Annotated in this window: 21 protein-coding genes; all 21 read left to right on the top strand. The window is 65.4% G+C overall.

Annotated elements, in window-relative coordinates:
* The first annotated feature begins 37 nt into the window (after nt 1–37).
* The 21 genes from ABIB28_RS13465 to ABIB28_RS13365 all read left to right on the top strand — a co-directional run bounded on the left by ABIB28_RS13465 (nt 38) and on the right by ABIB28_RS13365 (nt 17,982).
* Nucleotides 38–4,258, top strand: a complete 4,221-nt coding sequence (locus tag ABIB28_RS13465) for a strawberry notch-like NTP hydrolase domain-containing protein (RefSeq protein WP_354288616.1) — start codon at nt 38–40, stop codon at nt 4,256–4,258.
* Between the two features lie 125 nt (nt 4,259–4,383).
* Nucleotides 4,384–6,456: a ParB/RepB/Spo0J family partition protein gene (locus ABIB28_RS13460; protein ID WP_354288615.1), complete on the top strand. Its 2,073-nt coding sequence runs from the start codon at nt 4,384–4,386 to the stop codon at nt 6,454–6,456.
* A 138-nt stretch (nt 6,457–6,594) separates the two neighbouring features.
* Complete coding sequence (locus ABIB28_RS13455; RefSeq protein ID WP_354288614.1) at nt 6,595–7,518, top strand: ArdC family protein; 924 nt, start codon at nt 6,595–6,597, stop codon at nt 7,516–7,518.
* Nucleotides 7,515–8,486, top strand: coding sequence for a phosphoadenosine phosphosulfate reductase domain-containing protein (locus tag ABIB28_RS13450; RefSeq protein WP_354288613.1), 972 nt, complete (start codon nt 7,515–7,517; stop codon nt 8,484–8,486). The genes ABIB28_RS13455 and ABIB28_RS13450 overlap by 4 nt, the downstream gene beginning before the upstream one ends.
* 85 nt (nt 8,487–8,571) lie before the next feature.
* A complete protein-coding gene (locus tag ABIB28_RS13445) occupies nt 8,572–8,841 on the top strand; it encodes an HU family DNA-binding protein (RefSeq protein WP_354288612.1) in 270 nt (89 codons plus the stop codon).
* A gap of 115 nt (nt 8,842–8,956) precedes the next feature.
* Complete coding sequence (locus ABIB28_RS13440; protein ID WP_354288611.1) at nt 8,957–9,592, top strand: hypothetical protein; 636 nt, start codon at nt 8,957–8,959, stop codon at nt 9,590–9,592.
* Nucleotides 9,593–9,615: 23 nt separating this feature from the next.
* Nucleotides 9,616–10,227, top strand: a complete 612-nt coding sequence (locus tag ABIB28_RS13435; RefSeq protein ID WP_354288610.1) for a DUF6927 domain-containing protein — start codon at nt 9,616–9,618, stop codon at nt 10,225–10,227.
* Nucleotides 10,220–11,164 (top strand): hypothetical protein, encoded by a 945-nt coding sequence (locus tag ABIB28_RS13430; protein ID WP_354288609.1) that lies wholly within the window; start codon nt 10,220–10,222, stop codon nt 11,162–11,164. Before ABIB28_RS13435 ends, ABIB28_RS13430 begins: the two co-directional genes overlap by 8 nt.
* Nucleotides 11,157–11,384 carry a hypothetical protein gene (locus ABIB28_RS13425; protein WP_354288608.1) on the top strand — a complete coding sequence of 76 codons (228 nt, stop codon included), beginning with the start codon at nt 11,157–11,159 and terminating at the stop codon, nt 11,382–11,384. Before ABIB28_RS13430 ends, ABIB28_RS13425 begins: the two co-directional genes overlap by 8 nt.
* Before the next feature lie 73 nt (nt 11,385–11,457).
* Nucleotides 11,458–11,769, top strand: a complete 312-nt coding sequence (locus ABIB28_RS13420) for a hypothetical protein (protein ID WP_354288607.1) — start codon at nt 11,458–11,460, stop codon at nt 11,767–11,769.
* Between the two features lie 306 nt (nt 11,770–12,075).
* Nucleotides 12,076–12,306 (top strand): hypothetical protein, encoded by a 231-nt coding sequence (locus ABIB28_RS13415; RefSeq protein ID WP_354288605.1) that lies wholly within the window; start codon nt 12,076–12,078, stop codon nt 12,304–12,306.
* Between the two features lie 227 nt (nt 12,307–12,533).
* Entirely contained in the window at nt 12,534–13,493 is a 960-nt protein-coding gene (locus ABIB28_RS13410) for a DUF2493 domain-containing protein (RefSeq protein ID WP_354288786.1), read from the top strand.
* Between the two features lie 97 nt (nt 13,494–13,590).
* The gene (locus ABIB28_RS13405; protein WP_354288604.1) at nt 13,591–13,815 is read left to right on the top strand and encodes a hypothetical protein; all 225 of its coding nucleotides are present in this window, start codon (nt 13,591–13,593) and stop codon (nt 13,813–13,815) included.
* A gap of 72 nt (nt 13,816–13,887) precedes the next feature.
* A complete protein-coding gene (locus ABIB28_RS13400) occupies nt 13,888–14,091 on the top strand; it encodes a hypothetical protein (protein ID WP_354288603.1) in 204 nt (67 codons plus the stop codon).
* Nucleotides 14,092–14,166: 75 nt separating this feature from the next.
* Entirely contained in the window at nt 14,167–14,625 is a 459-nt protein-coding gene (locus ABIB28_RS13395) for a hypothetical protein (RefSeq protein ID WP_354288602.1), read from the top strand.
* A gap of 184 nt (nt 14,626–14,809) precedes the next feature.
* On the top strand, nt 14,810–15,076 hold the full coding sequence (locus tag ABIB28_RS13390; RefSeq protein ID WP_354288600.1) for a hypothetical protein: 267 nt from the start codon (nt 14,810–14,812) through the stop codon (nt 15,074–15,076).
* 12 nt (nt 15,077–15,088) lie between these two features.
* Complete coding sequence (locus tag ABIB28_RS13385; RefSeq protein ID WP_354288599.1) at nt 15,089–15,376, top strand: hypothetical protein; 288 nt, start codon at nt 15,089–15,091, stop codon at nt 15,374–15,376.
* Nucleotides 15,373–15,864, top strand: a complete 492-nt coding sequence (locus tag ABIB28_RS13380; protein ID WP_354288598.1) for a DUF6884 domain-containing protein — start codon at nt 15,373–15,375, stop codon at nt 15,862–15,864. The genes ABIB28_RS13385 and ABIB28_RS13380 overlap by 4 nt, the downstream gene beginning before the upstream one ends.
* A gap of 11 nt (nt 15,865–15,875) precedes the next feature.
* Complete coding sequence (locus tag ABIB28_RS13375) at nt 15,876–16,457, top strand: hypothetical protein (RefSeq protein WP_354288597.1); 582 nt, start codon at nt 15,876–15,878, stop codon at nt 16,455–16,457.
* Nucleotides 16,454–16,798, top strand: a complete 345-nt coding sequence (locus ABIB28_RS13370) for a DUF7673 family protein (RefSeq protein ID WP_502958248.1) — start codon at nt 16,454–16,456, stop codon at nt 16,796–16,798. Before ABIB28_RS13375 ends, ABIB28_RS13370 begins: the two co-directional genes overlap by 4 nt.
* A 776-nt stretch (nt 16,799–17,574) precedes the next feature.
* Nucleotides 17,575–17,982 (top strand): single-stranded DNA-binding protein, encoded by a 408-nt coding sequence (locus ABIB28_RS13365; RefSeq protein ID WP_354288594.1) that lies wholly within the window; start codon nt 17,575–17,577, stop codon nt 17,980–17,982.
* The last annotated feature ends 28 nt before the right edge of the window (nt 17,983–18,010 follow it).

Raw genomic sequence — 18,010 nt, 5'->3', positions numbered from 1 at the left:
GGTGATGAGCACCGGGCGATAAAACCGGAGGCCCTCGATGCGCACTTCAGCCGCAGCTCTCGAACTCGATTTCACCGAACCCTCGATCACCGCCGCCAAGGCGGTCGCCGACACCATTGACAGAAACGGGTCGCTCCAGCGCGACACGCTGTTGTGGGTCATGGAGCAAGCCTATGGCGGATCCTCGGCCGATGGTCGCTGGTCGCTTCGCGACGCGTACGACATGCTCGAACTCGCCGAGGTCATGCACCTGGCGAAGGCCGATCTGCCGTCCGCACCGGGCGATTGCCTTGCCGCGCTCACCGAGCTGGTCCGCAGCCTGCCGACCCACACGGTTCGCAGCGAAGAACAGGTCGAGCTTCAGCAATTCTCAACCCCTGCCCCGATCGCCTACCTCGCTGCGCTCGCTGGCAGGATCGCGCCTACGGATCTGGTCCTCGAACCCTCTGCGGGCACCGGCCTTCTCGCGGTTTTCGCACACCGCGTGGGGGCCCGCCTGGTCCTCAACGAGATCGATCCAGCCCGCGCCGAGATGCTCGCGGCCGCCTTCCCGGGCGTCGCTGTCACGCGCCACGACGGCGAGCTGATCCACGATCTACTCGAACCAACGATCCGGCCAACGGCCGTCCTCATCAACCCGCCTTTCTCGCGCAGCATCGGTCGCCACGCCGACCCGCTGGCCGCGTTCCGGCATCTTCGTGCTGCCTTGATGCGTCTCGGTGCCGGAGGTCGCTGCGCTGCCATCCTGCCGACCCGCGTCGATACGTCGAGCCGCGCCTGGGCCAAGGCGACCGAGGGGTGCACGCTCACGCTTCACCTCGAACTGCCGGCGAACGCCTATGCCAAGCACGGCACCAGCCAGATTGTGAAGATCATGGTGCTGGAGAAAGGCACCGGCACGCCTGCCGAGCTGATCCGCTGCGCGACGCTCGATGCGGCGCTCGCGGCGATCGCCGCCCGCAACGTTCGACCCGCAACCGCGCCCGTCATGCCCGCGTCCTCGCTGCTCGCACGCCCCAGCGGGCGCAGCTCGCTGCTTGGCGGCCTGTCGATCAAACCGCGCCTAAGCGCACCACCTGCAAAAGCCGCGCAGTCACAGATCGCAACCGCGATAAACTACACCGTGTTCGCCGAGCCGCTCCCGACCGGCGAAGCGGTCGGCGTGTACCTGCCCTATCGGCCGAGCCGCATCGCGATCCCGTGCGCATCGGCGCACCCGACCGCTCTGGTGGAATCGATCGCCATGGGCTCAATTACCGCGCCGCGGCCGATCTATGTCCCGACCCTGCCCCAAGCCGTCGTCGATGCGAAGACGCTCTCCGACGCGCAGCTCGAGACACTGATCTATGCCGGCGACGCCTTCGAGCGCGACATCCCCGGCCTGTTCAAACCCGTTGAGGAAGGTCTCGCGATCGCACCATCCGAGGATGGCCGCCCTTACCGGACCGGCTTCTTCCTCGGTGACGGCACCGGCGCCGGCAAGGGCCGCCAGGTCGCCGCGATCATCCTCGACCAGTGGCTGCGCGGACGCCGCAAGCACATCTGGATTTCCAAGACCGAGACGCTGCTCGAAGATGCACGTCGCGACTGGACCGCGGTTGACGGTCTCGCGCTCGACATCCAGCATCTCAACCAGTGGAAGCTGGGCACGCCGATCGGTGCAGCCGAGGGCGTCCTGTTCCTCACCTATGCGACGCTGCGCTCCAATCGCGGCGACAAGGGCACGCGGCTCCAGCAGATCCTCGAATGGGTTGGCGAGGACTATGACGGCATGATCGTCTTCGACGAAGCGCACGAAATGGCCGGTGTCGCAGGCGGCGAAGGCCGCTTTGGTACCAAGGACGGTTCCGACCAGGGCATCGCCGGCGTTCGCCTGCAGAATCTCCTGCCCCGCGCCCGCGTCCTATACGTGTCCGCGACCGGCGCCTCCGACGTTAACAATCTGGCCTATGCCACGCGGCTTGGCCTGTGGGGGCCGGGCACGGCGTTCGCCGATCGCCGGACCTTCGTCGACTCGCTGCGCCGTGGGGGGATCGCCGCACTGGAACTGATCGCGCGCGACCTGAAAATGCAGGGCCTCTACGTCTCGCGCGCGCTGAGCTTCGCCGGTGTCGAATACGACATCCTCGAACACAAGCTGACCGCCGACCAGATCGAGGTCTATGACGCCTATGCCGACGCGTGGGCGATCATCCACGCCAACCTTCGCGCGGCGCTGGACGCGACCCGCGTCACGGACAGCTTCTCGAACGACACCTACAACAGCGGTGCCAAGGCGGCCGCGCTGTCGATCTTCGAATCCACCAAGCAGCGCTTCTTCTGCCAACTCCTCATCGGCATGAAACTGCCCTCGCTGGTTCCTGCGATCCACGCCGACCTCGCGCGCGGCGAGAGCGTCGTCATCCAGCTCGTCTCGACGTCCGAGGCGATGCTCAACCGGGCCCTAGCGGCGCTGACCGTCGAAGAGCGGGCGAACCTCGACATCGAATTGTCGCCGCGCGAGTTCCTCATGTCCTATCTGACCGCGGCCTTCCCGGTGCGGCAGATGAAGACCTTCGTCGACGATACCGGCAAAACCCGATCCGAACCGATGTCCGACGACGATGGCCGCCCTGTGTTCAGCCAGGAAGCGCTCGAGATGCGCGACAATCTTCTCGAGCAGCTTTGCGCGCTGCCCATCGTCGGCTCTGCGCTCGACCATATCATCGGGCACTTCGGCACCGATGCGGTCGCCGAGGTCACGGGGCGTAGCCGTCGCGTCATCATGGACGCGCACGGTCGCCAGCGCGTCGAAAGCCGCTCGCCCCGCACCAACTTGGCAGAAACCGACGCCTTCATGGGCGGTGCCAAGAAAATCCTGATCTTCTCCGATGCTGGCGGCACGGGCCGCAGCTATCATGCGAGCCTGACGTGCGAAAACCAGTCGCGCCGCAATCATTACCTCCTCGAGCCGGGCTGGCGCGCTGACGCCGCGATCCAAGGGCTCGGTCGCACGCACCGCACCCATCAGGCGACTGCACCGCTGTTCCGGCCGGTGTCGACCGACTGCCGGGGCGAACGTCGCTTCATCTCGACGATCGCGCGCCGGCTCGACAGCCTCGGCGCGCTCACCCGTGGCCAGCGCCAGACGGGCGGTCAGAACCTGTTCGATCCACGCGACAATCTCGAAAGCGACTATGCCAAGGAGTCGCTCGAACAGTGGTTTCGCCTGCTTGCCAACGGCAAGCTGCGCTCGACCACGCTCGACGAGTTTCAGAAGCTGACTGGTCTCGAGCTGGAAGGCGAAGGTGGCGGTCTCAAGGAGGATATGCCGCCCATCCAGCGCTGGCTGAACCGCATCCTCGCTCTCCGGATCGCCATGCAAAACGCCATCTTCGACGAATATCTCGGCCTGATCGAGGCCCGGATCGAGGCGGCCAAGGAAGCCGGCACGCTCGATCTTGGCGTCGAGAGCATCAACGCCGAGCGCATCACCATCCTCGATCGCACCGTCATCCGGCGCGACCAGACCAGCGGCGCCGAGACCGAGATCCTCCGGTTGGAAACCGAGGAACGCTACAAGCCGCTCGCGCTGGATCGCGCGCTCAAGATCTTCGGCGACGATGCCCGCCCGATCGTCAACCGCAAGTCGGGCAAGGCCGCGATCCGGTGCAGCACCTACTCGCTAACCGACGATGATGGCGAGATCGTGCGCCGTTACGAGCTTGTGCGCCCCACGCGCACGGAGCGGATGCGGCAGGATCTTCTCCTCGAGACGATGTGGGAAGATGCGAGCGAAGCCGAGTTCTCGACGCTGTGGCAGGCCGAGGTCGAGGAGATGTCGGGCAAAACCCGCACCAACACGCTCTACCTCGTCACCGGCCTGCTCCTGCCGGTCTGGGACCGCCTTCCCGACGATCACGTCCAGGTCTGGCGCCTGAATACCGATGACGGCCAGTCCTTCCTCGGCCGCATCGTCCCTGCCCCACTCGTCACCAAACTCGCGGACGCCTTCGGCATCGCCGCGACCATCACCGTGTCCGGTGCCGAAACCGCCAAACACGTCATGGGGACGGCTGAGATCACGGCCGTGGGCGCATACCGGCTGAAGCGCAGCCTGGTGGCGGGCCAGCAGCGTCTCGAATTGCTAGATTGGCCGCACACGCGGTTGCCCGAGCTGAAGGCGGCCGGATGCTTCACCGAGATCATCCAGCACAAGACGCGGATGTTCGTGCCCGTCGCCACTGCCGCGACCGTGATCGACCGCATCACCGCCTGACCGACCAAGGACTTTCTCTCCGCTCTCCCGAGGGAGGGGAGGGCGCCTTCGGCTTTGTGAGCTTGATGAGCAGGCTCGCGTGACCGCCGGACAGCGGCGCGCTTATCCCACATGGAGTACGACCGATGATCCAGTCCGTGAAGGTCAAGAACCTTTCGCTCTCGAAGGACAATGTCCGCAAATCCAACCGCGATACAGGGATCGATACCCTCGCCGCCAACATCGCAGCCCAGGGCCTGTTGCAGAACCTGGTTGTCACCCCGCTCAAGAAGGCGGGGCACTTCACCGTCAAGGCGGGCGGTCGACGTCTGCGCGCGCTCCAGCGCCTGATCGATCAGGGCACCCTCCCCGTCGATCACACCGTCCCGGTCCTCGTGCTGAGCGACGACGACAACGCGACCGAAGCGAGCCTCGCGGAAAACTTCCAGCGCGTGCCGATGAATCCGGCCGATGAGTGCACCGCATTCAACTTCCTGATCCAAAAGGGTATGACCGCTGAAGACGTCGCCAAGCGGCAGGGCGTCACCACCCGGTTCGTGGAACAGCGCGTGCGCCTCGCCGAACTTGCTCCTCCCGTGTTCGAGGCACTCGCAGCCGGCGAGATCACACTCGGCGTTGCGCAGGCTTACGCCGTCACCACCGACGTCGACCGCCAGGCCCGTGTGTTGACGCAGATGAGCACGTCCTACTACGGCGACAATCCCGACAATATCCGTCGCGCGATCCTCAACGGCACCGTCAAAGCGAACGACGCCAAGGCGCGCTTCGTCGGTCGCGAAGCCTATGTCGCCGCAGGCGGTCGCATCGAGGGCGACCTGTTCGCGACGGAAGGCGATGAGAACTGGATCGACGTCGATCTGATCGAGACGCTCGCCGCCACCAAGCTCGAAGCCGCAGCGGCCGAGTTGGCACGAGACCAAGGCCTCGCGTTCGTCACCCCGGTCGCGGCGACGCATGTCCCCTACGACCTCGAGCGTCAGCTTCACGAGTATCACGCTCCCGCCCGCGCCCTCACCGAGGACGAGACGGCGCGTGTCGAGGCGCTGTCGGCCGAAAACGACGCGCTGATCGACCAGCTTGAGCAGGAACTGCCCAACGGCAGCACCGAAGCCGAGACCGCGAACGCGCGCATCGAGGCGATCGAGCGCGAGCTGGAAACGATCGAGGACGCCCGTCACGAGATCGATCCGGTGCTGAAAGCGCAGATCGGCACGTTCGTCTATATCGGCGGTGACGGCGAACCCCGCGTCCACACCCGCCTGTTCAGCGAAAAGCCGGTCGTGGATCCGAACGCACCGCCCAAGGAGTCGGGCGGCGCAGCCGGCGAAGGCGATGCCGGCGACGGCGAACAGGGTCCAAAGCTCAGCGCCACGCTGATCGATGAACTGGCGACGCAGCGCCGCCAGATTCTCGTCGCTCATATCGTCAGCGACCCGGCGATGGCGCTCGACGTGACTATCTTCCTGATGGCGCAGAACGTGGTGTTCGAGCAGGCGCATATTCCTAACCACTCGACCCTGAAGTCGAGCGCTGCGAGCTTCCCGATCTTCGGGTTTCGCGACGAGGGATCGATGGCGTCGCAGACCATCGACGACCAGCGCCAGAAGCTCGACACGAGCTGGGCGGGATCGCCGACCATGACCGCGCGCTTCGACGCCTTCCGGGCGCTCGATGACGAGGCGCGGGGCGCGTGGGTCGCGTTCTCGATCGCACGCACGCTCGAACCGACCCTCAACGTCACCGAGGGGTATCGTAGCAACGGCTTCCACGACCATCTCGGTCGCCTCCTCGATATCCAGGTCGAGAATTGGTGGCGCCCGACGGCCGAGAACTTCTTCGGTCGGGTCAAAAAGACCGTCATGCTCGATGCGCTGGAGGAGATCGGAGGCCCGATCCTGCGCGGCCGCTACAAGAACGCCAAGAAGGGCGACCTTGCCGGCACCTGTGCCTCGCTGTGCAACGGACAGGGCATCGTCGAGGCCGAGATCCGCGAGAAGGCGACTGCCTGGTTGCCCGATGCGATGCGCTTCGACGGAATCGAGAAGGCGGCGCGCACCCCGCTGCGCTCGAGCTTCGCCGAGGACGAGACCGGCATCGATCCTGACGAGGACGAAGATACCGACCTCGACGGCGACGACGATGCCGTGATCGATCCTGACGCCCACGAGAACGAGGAGGATTTCAGCCAAGCAGCCTGACGCCGGCTTACACATGTCGAGGCACCTGGGGGCGGCACTCTTTGCGGAGTGTCGCCCCTCTTTTTGTGACCCGTCACAGTCTCTTCCAGAGGGGAGGATGCTCATGCGGGTTTGCCTCACCTAATCAGGAGAACGATCGTGGCAAAGACCACCGACAAGCTGTCGCCTGCCGACATCATCACCAACACGATCATCGACAAGCTCGAGTCCGGGGTACGGCCCTGGGTCAAACCGTGGCGCCCCGGCCTTGGCGGCCGTCCGCTGCGCGCAACCGGCGACCCATACAAAGGTATCAACTGCTTCTGGCTGTGGCTCTGCGCCGAAAGTGCCGGTTACAACTCGCGCACCTGGATGACCTACAAGCAAAGCCAGGTGCTTGGCGGCCAGGTCCGTGAAGGCGAGCGTTCGCAGATCGCGATCTTCTACAAATCCTACAGCAAAACGGTCGAATCCGTCGTCACCGGCGACATGACCGATGAAATGCGCCGGGTGCTGCGCTCGTATGCTGTATTTAATTGCGACCAGATCGACGGGTTGCCCGCCGACTTCTATCCGAGCCCAGTCAACGTCGTGCCCCCGGCCGACGCGCTCCCAGAGCGCGCGCAGCGTTTTATCGATTCTCTACCCGTGAAGGTTGATCAGCGCGGCGATCGAGCGTTCTACGACCGTATCGCCGACAGCATCACGATGCCGCCTGTCGAGTTGTTTTCCACTCGCGCATTTTTCGCGGCGACCTTAGCCCATGAGGCAGGTCACGCCAGCGGCCACCCCAACCGGCTTAATCGCGAGTTCGGCAAGCGTTTTGGCGACGACGCTTACGCATTCGAGGAACTGGTCGCCGAGATGACATCCGCGCTGCTCGGCGCGGATCTCGGTCTCCCCACGTCGCACCTCGACGATCACGCGGCGTATCTTGGGTCCTGGTTGAAGGTCCTGCGTAAGGACAGCCGCGCGATTATGACCGCTGCGGCGAAGGCCGAAGCCGCAGCCGACTATCTGCTGCGCGCGACCGGCCTCGACACCTCGGCCGAACCCGAGGAACAGATCCGTGAAGCGGCATGACCGGGCAGGCCGCCCTCCCCGACCTTGGCGCCTACCGGCGCTTCGTCGTGGCGTTCAGTGGCGGCAAGGACAGCCTTGCCGCCCTGCTCCACCTCCTCAGCCTCGGCGTGCCGGCACACGCGATCGAGCTGCATCACCATGATGTCGACGGCCATGGCCCGACCTTCATGGATTGGCCGTGCACACCCGGATACGTGCGCGCGATCGCCGACCACTTCGGCATCGCGCTTTACGTTTCTTGGCGCGAGGGCGGCTTCGCGCGCGAGCTGGCGCGCGACGACGCGCCGACCGCGCCCATCCTGTTCGAGACGCCGACCGGCATCGGCCGTGCCGGAGGCAACGGCCCTGCCGGCACGCGCGGGCTCTTCCCCCAAACGTCTCCCGATCTTCGGGTGCGCTGGTGCAGCCCCGCGCTGAAGATCGACGTCCTCGCGGCCGCGATCCGAAATCAACCGCGCTTCCTCGACGGCCGCACGCTGGTCATCACAGGCGAGCGCGCCGAGGAAAGTTCGTCGCGCGCGCGCTACGCGACGCTCGAACCGCATCGCACATCGACCCTCGCGCGTGCGGTCCATCATTGGCGCCCGGTCCATGACTGGACCGAACGCCTGATCTGGGACGTGATTGCGCAAGCGCGGATTCGTCCTCACCCGGCCTACGTCCTGAGATGGGGCCGCCTGTCATGCCGAGCCTGCATCTTCGGATCGCCCGACCAATGGGCGACGCTTCGGCTCGTCTTCCCTGCCGCTTTTCGACGGGTCGCGGCTCACGAAGCCGCGAGCGGTAAGACCATCCATCGCTTGCTCACCGTCACACAGCTCGCTAACCGCGGCACTGCGTTTCCGGCAGTGACGCTGCATCCCGACGAATTGGCGCAAGCCGACGATCCGGTCTGGCGTCTCTCGATCCTGGCGGATCGCTGGACGCTCCCTGCCGGCGCCTTTGGCGACCATGCAGGCCCGCCATGAACGCCGCCACGCCAAGGGCTTTTAGGCTTCACCACACTGGTTGCTATAGCTAAACTTGGCGACTTTCAAAGGGAGCGCAAATACCATGAATATCGGTGAACTGACCAAGGGCGTCGCAGAATCGACTGGATCGAGTGAAGCTGACGCAAAGAAGGCGATCACGGCTGTCTTCGATCAGATCGCGCGCGCGGCCGCTAAAGGCGAAGAGGTCGCGGTTCCTGGCTTTGGGAAGTTCACGGTCAAGGATCGTCCGGAGCGTCAAGGCCGCAATCCGGCGAACGGTGAAGCGATTACGATCGCGGCCTCGAAAAAAGTGGCATTCACGCCTGCCAAGGGTCTGAAGGACAAGCTCTGAAACTTTAACGCCGGCGAGTGATCGCCGGCTCCTTCACGACCGAGACCGGCTTTCTGACAGAGGAGAGGAAGCCTTCGGCCTTTTGAGCGCGCCCCGGGGCTCAGGAGGTTCGGCCATGTTCTACGATACGCACTACCGCCACAACGAGGCGCTTTCCCCCGATGCGCTCGGCACCCTGCCCGCAGCGCTCCATGCCCTGAACGCGGGCGTTGCCGACTGCAGGCGAGCCGGTAAGCCGATCGACCGCGATGCGTCGATCCTGCTGCTGATCCGCAACCTGGCATCCGTCGCCGAACGTGGTGCGCCCAGCACCAACGACCTGCGTCTGCGCTGCGCGCAAGACCGCCTGACCGTCATCGCAGGATCCGCCCTGCTCGACATTGCCGGCAACAGCGTCGTCGGCGATCCTGCGGCGAAGCGAACCTTCCATCGTCAGGCGCGCCTCGCTCTCGTTTCGCTCGCCGAGGCGATTGGCCTCGCGGCGCACGACATCCTCGTTAATACGGACATGCGCGGCCTTTCCGACGATGGCACCACCGAACTGCGCCACGCGCATATTTCGATCCGTGTGCGTCCGCACAGCTTCCTTCCCGACAGCGAGATTACCTTCAACCGCTGCCGGGGCGGCGAACACGCTGGCCCCGTTCAGCGCGCGCCGATCGCCGAGCTGCTGGACGCGAGCGCGTTTCAGCGTCGGCTCACCGCGACGATTGGCGATGTGGGCGCTCTACGCCTCACCGCTGCCGCGTGATCCTCACACACAGGAGACTTATCATGGGTTGGCTCTTCATGCGCGATTTGGGCGGCTTCGCTACCCCGCGCTCCTATCTCGACAACCAGTTCACCTACCAGCGCGACACACATCGTCTGACCGTGCTGGCCTCTGCCATGGTCGGATCGACCTATTACGCGGCGTGCGAGCGCATCGACGACGACGCCGACAGACTGGTGTTCGCTATCGTCTGCCTCACCAAGACCAGCACCGGCGCGCGCGACGGCTGCACGTTCGGTTTTAAGGATATGGACGAGACGGTAGGGCCGAACGAGAGCGAATGCCCGGGCGCCATCCTCGACGAGCTGACCGAAACGGACAGCGAATACGCCCTGGCATGGCGCGCGCGGTGCCGCGCCAACCTGCTCGCGCGCAAGCTCGATCGCGCCAAGCCGACCCCGAAGCCTGGACAGACCATCATCTTCGATGAGCCCATGCGCTTCAGCGACGGCAGCGACCGCACCCGCTTCGAGGTGGTCGCCAATCCCAAGGGCAAGACCCCGCTGTTCCGCGACCCGGAAAGTCGCTTGCTCTGCCGGATTCCGGCATTTCGCAAACGCGCCTACCGGATCATCCATCCGGCGATCGTCCCCAAGGACGCCGCCAGTGGTTGACCGGCCGCCCGTCATCGCGGCCTGGGGTGCAGGCGTCGATTCCACCGCCATGATCGTCGAGCTCGCGACACGCGGCGAGCCCGTCGACATGGTTCTCTTCGCCGACCCCGGCGCCGAGAAATCGGCGACCTATGCTTTCATCCCCGTGTTCCGGGCCTGGATGTCCAAACGCGGCATCCCGTCCGAGATCGTCCGTTACCAGCCCCGCAACTTCAAACATTGGCCGCCCTATGCGGGCATCGCCGAGAACATGCTGACCAACGCCACCCTGACCTCCGTGGTATTTGGTGGGGGATCGTGCTCGCAAAAATGGAAGGCGGCCCCGCAAGATGCTTGGACTGCCCAGTGGGAACCCGCGCGCCGCTGCTGGGACGCAGGCGGGCGCGTCGTCAAACTGATCGGCTACGACGCCTCGGGACGCGACACGCAGCGTTACCATCACGCGGTCGGGTGCGAAAATCCTCGCTACGTCTACCGCTATCCCTTGCGGGAATGGGAATGGTCGCGAGCCGACTGCGAGGCGCGCATCGCGCGCGCCGGCCTCCCCGTCCCACCCAAGTCGAGCTGCTACTTCTGCGGGAGCATCAAGCCGGACGAGGTGCTGGAGCTTTCAACCGAGGAGCTGCGCATCATCGTGTTGATGGAGGCGCGAGCCAAGCCCCGCCTCCGCAATGTCGAGGGCCTGTGGCGCAGGCCGGTGCTTGGCCGTCGCGGTGCGACGCCGCGTCCCGGCAGCATCACGGAGTTCATCCGCGAACGCGGCCTCCTCTCACCGGCAGAAGTCGACCGCATCATCGAGGACGCGCCGACGGCGCTGCTCGATTTTCAGGCGGCACAGGCCGCGCTTCCGCCCGAGCATCGCGCCCCGATGGAGCGCTGGCTCGACGACTTTCATCGCGCGTCCGACGCGCTCGCCAGAGATCGTCACGATGCCTAATCCGATCATCAAGCAATTCGTCGTCGAAGGATCGACCGCGTTTCCAGTCACGATGCTTAATACGGATCAATGCTGGCCCGCGCGCGCCGCCGACGCGGCCGCGATCGTGGACCACACCAGCGACTCCGATACGCGCCGCAAGATCATCCTCGCCACGGCCGCGAAATATGCGCCCAATCGCCTAGGCTGGATCGCTGCTGGCTGGCGCGTGATCGACTGAAACAGTTTCCCGAAGGGGAGGCATCCTTTGGACAGATGAGCCTTGGGCTCATGCTCGAGAAAGGATCATCATCATGCACAGCGTTGCCGTTTACCTCGTCCAACGGCTCTATGGCGGCCCCGAGGAAGGTGGCTGGTATTACGATTCCGGCGAACTCTGCACCGACCTGGCACTGACCGCATTCGGCGTCACCTTTGCCCAGGGTCACGAGGACCGCACCCGAATGATGGCGCTGGAGGTTCAGGCGCATCTCGATCGCGACTGGAACGTCGGCGATCACGCGCGCGAGATCAGCAGCGTCCTCTCCGCCGGTCGCTTCGAGGCCCGCGTCCACGATGGCTGGCCCCCTCTCGCCTTTCCGGCCGAGCGTCCCCGCTACGAATGACCCGAACCGCTTGGGTCGCCCATTTTGCCAACCTTCAGGAGTCCGGTCCCATGAAGACCTTCACCCGCCCCTTTCGAGTACCCTGCCCATTACCGTGCGGAAATCACGGTCGAGGCGGAAGATGTCGTCAGCGCCTGCCGCTCCGCGATCGATGCGTCGCATACGACCGACGGGTGGAAGAGCCTCGATACGGAGCATCCCACTTATGTCAGCGCGATCGCTGAAGGTGCGGACGTCGATCCTTGGCGCTTTGTCCCGGATGGCGGCGATGCCTCCGTCCTGCCCGTCCCGGGCCTGTTCTCTGAGGTGGCGGCGTGCGCGGGCTTTGCCGCGACCCGGAGCGAGGATCTGGTCGACCAGATCCGCATCATCGTCGATGCGATCGGCGCCGATGGAGCGTTGAGGATCACCCCAGCGGCGATGGTCCGTTTGTGCGCAACGGGACAGGCACTTCTCGACGACATTGCGGGGTTCGGGTTGAGCCCCACTTCAACCATAGCAGCAAACGTGGTCACGTCTGCGCCCGACGCCACCTGACGCCCGACGGCCTTCCGCCAGAGAGATGCGGCATATGGGCGGCCGCGAGACCCCCGCAACCGCAAAAATCCGGGCCGAGTTGCCGCTTCGCGGCTGCCCGCTCCACCCCGGTTTTTGCGGTTTCCCTCCGCTACGCTTGCGGTGCGGGCGCCTCTTATTCGGCCGCCCAGGAGGTGCGCATCCGGCGGATAGGCCGCCGGCCTCGATCAGATGAAGGGCTTGACCCCATGACCACTTCCCTTGCTGCCACACTCTCCGCTCTGGAGCTTGGACACCTCGAACCCCGCGCCGAAGACGTTTCGGGCATGTGCCCGCCCTCGACCGAGGCACTTGAGCAGACCACCACCGCAATCTGGAGCGACCTCTTCGCAACCCTCCAGAACACGTCGCTCGAGCGCGACATCGAAGAAATGGGCTGGGGCCTGGTCAACCTCTTCCACCGGGCCGCGGCGAAGAAGCACGCGACCATCGACCGTCTCACCGACGAGATCAGGCTCCTCCTGGCCGAACAAGACGGTTCGGAGATCAACACCGCCAACCTCGAGGACAAGATCGACCTTGCCAAGAAGATCGAGGAAGCCGCCACCTGCTACGAACACATGCGCGACACCGCAGCGGCACACTATATCCGCGAGACCGGCCGTTCCTGGATCCCGTCGACCGGCAACCGCATTTCGCTCGGGGTGACATCGGCAATCGTTGACGGGCGCGCCTTCCTTCAGGCTCGCCGCGAGCGCGTCCGCGACGCCAACACGGCACAGGGCACCCCCGTCGTGTTCGCCGGGGGGCGGCTGACCTTCCGGACCGACGAGGACATGAAGGCGTTTGGCGACAATCTGCTGCGTACCCTGGGTGCGGTCCGGGAGCGCGTCGGCGACATGTATCTCGTCCATGGCGGCGACATGAAGGGGATCGAGCGCATCGCGGCGTCGTGGGCCGAACAGAACGGTATCCAGCAAGTCCGCTTCGGTCTCGATCGCAAGTTGGGTGATCGTGCCGGCTTCCGTCGCAACGAGCAGATGCTCTCGCTGAAGCCCCGCTACGTCATCGCCTTCCAGGGCAACGGTGTGACCGAGCGTCTAGTGATCGACGCCAAGAAGGCCGGCATCCGCGTGGTCGATCGCCGCGGACCGCTCGGAACCCCTCCCGCTGCACAGAACGCTCAGCGCGACCGCAAGGTCGCCTGAGCTTCGGCTCGGCCGCTGGCTTCCCGCCAGCGGCTTCGCCTCTTGCGTCTTTGCCGCAGGAGATCATTCTCACCCACAACACCGATGGAGTAACCCGATGCCTCGCCCTAATCCATTCCAGACGGCTGCGCATTGCTGGCGCTTCGCGCTGCGCCGCGCAGCCGCTGACGGCGACACCTACCACGTCGTCATGACTGACAATCCTGCCGCTCCGCGTGCGGTCATGTCCGACCGCGACCTGTTCGCCTCCGAGGATCTGACGCCCGAGGACATCGCGGCATCGTGCGATCCGTTCCTGCTCGGCATCGCGACGGGCGGCTGACACCGCCCTCCCGAGCATCGCAGGAACGGGGCAGCCGTTTTCGCATCCCCCAACAATGTTAGAGGTGAACCCATGAAGCCGCTCCGCCAGGCGCAGGACATGATGGGCAATCCCGTCGATCGCGACACTCGGCGTGCCTGCCCTCTTGTCGCACGCCGCGAGCCGATCGGCAGCATCCCGCGCAAAGGAATCGTTGGCGGATTTTGGGATGGCGGGAATGTCGTCGGTGCTTTCCGCGATGGTAGCGGCACCTTCACCCAGCCCCTCTCCGAGTAACACGCTTCGGGAGAGAGGAGAGGCAACTTTGCGGCTTTGAGCGGTCCGATACCCGGTCCGCGCGGAGCCATCACCATGATCGAAACCCTGACCATCGGCGCGAGCCCTGCCGAAGAAGATTGCGCTCAGCTCGGCCGGACACCCGACTTCCAACGGCTCAACCGCCTTGAAGTCGACTGCTACCAAGCCGCACTTATCGCGCGCTACGGCCTGCCCCCCGCCGGTGCGGCCTTCGCGCACGACACCTCCAACCATGATTTCGGGCGCTACACCGAACTCGCGTTACGCTTCGATCCTTCGGACGAAGCCCACGCCTGCTACGCCGAGCGCGTCGACGAAGGGCTCGGACGCTGGTTTCATGCCGGCTTCACCGCGCCGGTCGAGTATCCCGACAGCACGGCACCCAGGATCCACCACGCCGATCTAGCTGGCGCGATCCGCTCCGCGATCAGCATCATGCGCCCGCCCTTCCCCGACGGCGAAGCGGCGATCGCCAACCTCCGCGCGGGTTACCCGGAATTGGTCGCGGCCTGATGGCCCGCGACTGCATCCGGCAACCGCGCTACGTCACCCAGCCCCTCGTGATCGGGCGACAGCCCGATCTCTTCGACGGCCCGACCGTGACGCATGAGCGCCCGCCCAAGCCAATCCCGCACACCTGGAGCCGGGATTTCCTCCGCTACCTCCGAGCCACAAGCCCCAACCCCGAGTGAGGACCATGACCGACACCACCAAACCCGTCCGCGTTCCCATGCCCGAATGGACCGACGAGGAACTACGCACCCTCGTCGATTTTCGTCGCCGCAACGGACGACGCTGGAAGAGCAAGCTCCTTGACCTCTACCTGTTCGGCAAGGATGACAGCGAGCCCAACGGTAACGCCCTGCGCTGGATCCGCAATCGGCAAGGCCCAAGCCGGGTGGACGCCTTGACCAAAACGACACTCGACGACGCTGAAAAACGCCTCGTCGAACTGTCCGAATAGGGAGACGTCCGCATGAGCCGCCACGACTTCCAAAACGGTAACACCCGCCTGTCGATCGGGTGGGATGCGCCGCTCGCGTCATTCTTCCTCCAGATCTGGACCGGCGACGGCCAGGATGAGGACGAACAGCCCTCAATCTGGCTTGGCGCATTTTACGGCGAGGTTTGTGCGCCCGACCCACTGATCGTCATCGCGCGCCGACACATCCCCGACCTGCCGGCGACAATCCATCGTCAGCTCACCATCGACCAGCTCGGTGCCCCGGCGCGCCCTCGCCGTCCTGGCTTGATCGATCCATGACCGGCGACGCGCCTTCGGCGCCGCCAATCTGCCTGATCGCCTGCGTCTCGAAGAAACTCGACTGGCGCGCTCCCGCAGCCGACCTCTACCGCTCCGACTGGTTCCGCAAAGCGCGAACCTATGTCGAGGAGACCGGCGCGCGCTGGTACGTCCGCTCGGCCGCACACGGCCTTGTGGAGCCTACCAAGCGCCTTGCGCCCTATGACGCCACCCTCTGCGATCTGACGGCCGCAGAGCGGCGTCTATGGGGCGAGAAAACGGTTTGCCAGCTACGCCGGGCGATCGGGCCGCGCTACGCCGGCCCGATCGTCTTCCTCGCCGGTCGCCTCTACCGCGAACCGCTGCTCGCCTTCGCTGGCGAGCGCGCTGTCGTCCCCATGCTTGGCATGGGCATCGGCCAGCAGAAGGCGTGGCTCGCCGCGCAAATCGCCGAAGGCCGCGAGCGTGCCGCGCGCGCCGCCCAACTGGACCTGTTCCACACCCCATAACGGAGGCGGCAATGCCACGCCCGACCACTCGGCGCTTCGCGGCGCCGATTGCGCCCGCACGCGCGCGCCAGCTCGAACTGTTCGACATACCCGGCGAGCCGGCCGCCACCTCCGGCATGGCGGTTCAGCCGTGGTGCGGCCTCGCGGCCTGGCACCGCGAACTCCATCGCCAGTCGGCGATCATGCGTCCACGCACGCCGCTCTATCACCGCTTTGAGGCGACCGCACGCCAACTGACCCCGGACCGCATCCGCGCATCGCGCGAAATTGCCGCGATCGCGCGGCTCGTCGCGCGCCTCAGCGCTGCGCGATACCCCGGCGCGGAACTTCACGGTCTCGAGCGGGTATGGACGCGCGCCGAACTCGGCGCGCTGATCGTCGAGGCAACCAACCGCAAGACGCTGCTCGACCTTGGTCGAACCGCGCCGCGGACCAAAGGCCCGACGCTCGATCCCGGGCTGTTGCCGGATGATCGGCTTGCGCATCTTATCCAGACGCATCGTGACCTCACCATGGTCGAGGCACTCCGCTCCGAACGCGAACGTCGCAGCGTCTCTGCGGCTACGCTACACCACAAACTACAGGAGGAATAACCGAGGATCAGACATCACCAGCGCGCCGCCCTGCCATTCGCGCCGTATCGTTCGATGACGTCGGCGCCGCTCTGGCCCGATTGGTGCCGATCGCCCTTCCCGCCACGAGGGCGGCCGAGACCGGCGCGTCCGCAAAAGTTGCGGACTTCCTTCTGGCTTGGTGGAACGGCGATGATGCAGGACACTTCCCGATCCTCCATCTGTGCAATCTCGATGCGGTGATCGCCGAGGATATGCTGATTATCATGGCCTATCTGGCAGAAAACGCGACCGTGTACGCCGACCAATGGGGCTACCGCGACACGATGGCCGAGATCTGGAAGAGATACAGGGACATTTAGCGTCCTCGCCCTGCAGGGCGGGTCGCGCTCTATTTCACCGAGGCTCAACCGAGCCACTTTCAGTGTCTCGTCCATTAGGTAACGATCGCATGACGTGGGCGCTCGCGCGCCCTGATATTTGACGCAGAGCAGGTTCCGGGGGGGTGAGGCCCGGAACCCTGCCCCGACCGTCTGCCTCGGTTGAGGGGCATGGTGCGTCACGCTGCTACGATGGTCCGCGCAGGCCCCGCCTTGCACCCCGGTTGAAAGCCTCGATCGGCATTACGACAGCGGCGCTCTGGTCTCAGCCGCCCAGCGGGGGGATCGCGTAGCGACCAACCTTCAGGCCATGTCGACAGGGGCACGGCGCGCGCGCCTGGGCAGGAAGGCAGTGCCATAGTCCACGCCGCGACCGTCATCCGGGAGAGGTTGCCCGCGTAGCGATCGGCGCAAGACGACGGCAGGCAGGGTATCGCGCCGCCCGTGGTGACCGATAGAGGCGCCGACATTGCTGGCAGATCGATGCGACAAGCTGGTCCTGCATGCGGTTCTCTGTCCGTTGCCCGCCCATGGGGGGCCATCCCCTCTCTTTCCTGAACGACCTAATCCGGCCGTCCGCCCTCCCCAACCCGCGATCATTCGGGCCGAGTTGCCGCTGCGCGGCTGCCCGCACCACCCCTCCGATCTGGGTTTCCCTTTCGCGTCTGCGCGCTCCGGTGGAGAGGCCGTCCTGGCCGTCTTTTTTGGTGTTCAGTCGAGGGGACGGACCCCCGGCGAACAAAAAAAGGAACCTCGAAATGCAGAACCTCGTCATCCTCGCCGGCAACGTCGGCGCCACCCCCGAAGTCCGCACCACGCAGGGCGGCACCAAGATCACCCAATTCAGCCTCGCCACCTCGCGCCCCAAGCGCGACAGCGAAGGCAAGATCCTCAAGGACGACAGCGGTCGCCGGGTCGAGGACACCGAATGGCACCGCATCACCTGCTTCAACGGCGTCGGCAAGACCGTCGCCCAGTATGTCGACAAGGGCCAGAAGGTCATGGTCCGGGGCCGCATCCACTACACCCGCTGGACCGACAACGAGAACGTCGAGCGCTTCGGTGTCGAGATCATCGCCGACGAAGTGACCTTCCTCAGCCGGGGTCGCCAACAGCAGGGCGCCACCCAGAACCAGGACGATCTGGACGATGACGTCCCCTTCTGAATCGAGGCAAGCAGGGCCCGGAGCTTAC

It is taken from the genome of Sphingomonas sp. UYEF23, assembly GCF_040546165.1.
Taxonomy (GTDB): domain Bacteria; phylum Pseudomonadota; class Alphaproteobacteria; order Sphingomonadales; family Sphingomonadaceae; genus Sphingomonas; species Sphingomonas glacialis.
The sequence above is the reverse complement of the archived record's forward strand: the minus strand, read 5'-3'. Positions and strand labels throughout refer to the sequence as shown.

Excerpts from the sequence above, each read along its gene's own strand:
- ABIB28_RS13435 (WP_354288610.1), top strand. The coding sequence starts at position 9,616 with ATGGGTTGGCTCTTCATGCGCGATTTGGGCGGCTTCGCTACCCCGCGC.
- ABIB28_RS13450 (WP_354288613.1), top strand. The coding sequence starts at position 7,515 with ATGACCGGGCAGGCCGCCCTCCCCGACCTTGGCGCCTACCGGCGCTTC.
- ABIB28_RS13365 (WP_354288594.1), top strand. The coding sequence starts at position 17,575 with ATGCAGAACCTCGTCATCCTCGCCGGCAACGTCGGCGCCACCCCCGAA.
- ABIB28_RS13420 (WP_354288607.1), top strand. The coding sequence starts at position 11,458 with ATGCACAGCGTTGCCGTTTACCTCGTCCAACGGCTCTATGGCGGCCCC.
- ABIB28_RS13425 (WP_354288608.1), top strand. The coding sequence starts at position 11,157 with ATGCCTAATCCGATCATCAAGCAATTCGTCGTCGAAGGATCGACCGCG.
- ABIB28_RS13410 (WP_354288786.1), top strand. The coding sequence starts at position 12,534 with ATGACCACTTCCCTTGCTGCCACACTCTCCGCTCTGGAGCTTGGACAC.
- ABIB28_RS13385 (WP_354288599.1), top strand. The coding sequence starts at position 15,089 with ATGAGCCGCCACGACTTCCAAAACGGTAACACCCGCCTGTCGATCGGG.
- ABIB28_RS13405 (WP_354288604.1), top strand. The coding sequence starts at position 13,591 with ATGCCTCGCCCTAATCCATTCCAGACGGCTGCGCATTGCTGGCGCTTC.
- ABIB28_RS13445 (WP_354288612.1), top strand. The coding sequence starts at position 8,572 with ATGAATATCGGTGAACTGACCAAGGGCGTCGCAGAATCGACTGGATCG.
- ABIB28_RS13460 (WP_354288615.1), top strand. The coding sequence starts at position 4,384 with ATGATCCAGTCCGTGAAGGTCAAGAACCTTTCGCTCTCGAAGGACAAT.
- ABIB28_RS13380 (WP_354288598.1), top strand. The coding sequence starts at position 15,373 with ATGACCGGCGACGCGCCTTCGGCGCCGCCAATCTGCCTGATCGCCTGC.
- ABIB28_RS13375 (WP_354288597.1), top strand. The coding sequence starts at position 15,876 with ATGCCACGCCCGACCACTCGGCGCTTCGCGGCGCCGATTGCGCCCGCA.
- ABIB28_RS13465 (WP_354288616.1), top strand. The coding sequence starts at position 38 with ATGCGCACTTCAGCCGCAGCTCTCGAACTCGATTTCACCGAACCCTCG.
- ABIB28_RS13440 (WP_354288611.1), top strand. The coding sequence starts at position 8,957 with ATGTTCTACGATACGCACTACCGCCACAACGAGGCGCTTTCCCCCGAT.
- ABIB28_RS13400 (WP_354288603.1), top strand. The coding sequence starts at position 13,888 with ATGAAGCCGCTCCGCCAGGCGCAGGACATGATGGGCAATCCCGTCGAT.
- ABIB28_RS13390 (WP_354288600.1), top strand. The coding sequence starts at position 14,810 with ATGACCGACACCACCAAACCCGTCCGCGTTCCCATGCCCGAATGGACC.
- ABIB28_RS13395 (WP_354288602.1), top strand. The coding sequence starts at position 14,167 with ATGATCGAAACCCTGACCATCGGCGCGAGCCCTGCCGAAGAAGATTGC.